The organism is Aminobacter sp. P4_D5 (assembly GCF_056401815.1).
Map to the genome: position 1 here is coordinate 1 of NZ_JBFUIP010000521.1, position 858 is coordinate 858.

The 858-nt window shown below is 55.1% G+C and carries 1 protein-coding gene and 1 pseudogene; both read right to left on the minus strand.

Translation table 11 applies throughout. The annotated features are described in order from the left end of the window. Positions 1-224 (minus strand): annotated as a pseudogene (locus AC1DWF_RS33230) (hypothetical protein); the annotation flags it as partial. Positions 225-507: 283 nt separating this feature from the next. Then, positions 508-858: hypothetical protein (locus AC1DWF_RS33235; protein ID WP_476842761.1), on the minus strand; the 351-nt coding region annotated here is incomplete at its 5' end.

Below are 858 nucleotides of genomic sequence, written 5' to 3' on the forward strand. Positions count from 1 at the left end.
GCATTGCCCTGTATGAATTCCGACCCAATATCCCAATATTTTTCGGTTCCTCCCAGGTCGAGGACCGAGCAACTTCCTTTGGTGCGCAATATGGATTGCATGATCTCTTGGATCAGTTTGAATCGGTTAGCCCGGAACCGACTTTCTCGACTGTTCCGGTTTGCATAAGGATCGATGCGCCCCGCAGCGGCTCGTTCGATCACTTCCGTATCCGTATCGGTCATCCGATACACCTCATGGCTAGACAAAGCATTCGTAGACTTGCCTGTAGCAAATCCCGTTTGGGGATGTATGGAATTGTTAGCAATTGGTTAATTTCAACGCTGAACCTTCCCTTGGCAAGGAGCGCTGCGATCGAACGTCTTACGTTACATGGTGACTTGAGCGTCGCGCCGTCGATCCAATTTGGCAATGTATTGCGTAGAACTGTGCGCTCCCTGGTGGATCGGACCCATTGTTTGCAGTAGGCCTAAGGCGCCCGAGCTTGTCGATTGCGAGGTGACAAGCCTAGCCCGAGATGCCCAGCCGCTCAGCCAGATTGGGGTCAGAGGGGTCGACCTCGATCGCTTCTGAGGTCTTGAAGGGCAATGTCGGATGTGGTGCCGTCAAAAGGGCCCATTGTGCCACGTCGCAATCGAACAGGATTGGCGCTTCCGGGAGTAGCTGGGCCTGAATCTGTGCCCGTGTCAGGGCCTCTAAGTGAGAAGGGCGGATCGAGACGTAGCGCACGGTATGACCGGACGCTGTCATCTTCCGCACTGCCTCGACCGCGGTYGCGTTTGGCGTGACCTTGTCGAAGTAGGGCTCGAAATAGAGCGACCCGCGCTGGAACAAGAAACCGTCGACACTCACCAGGTA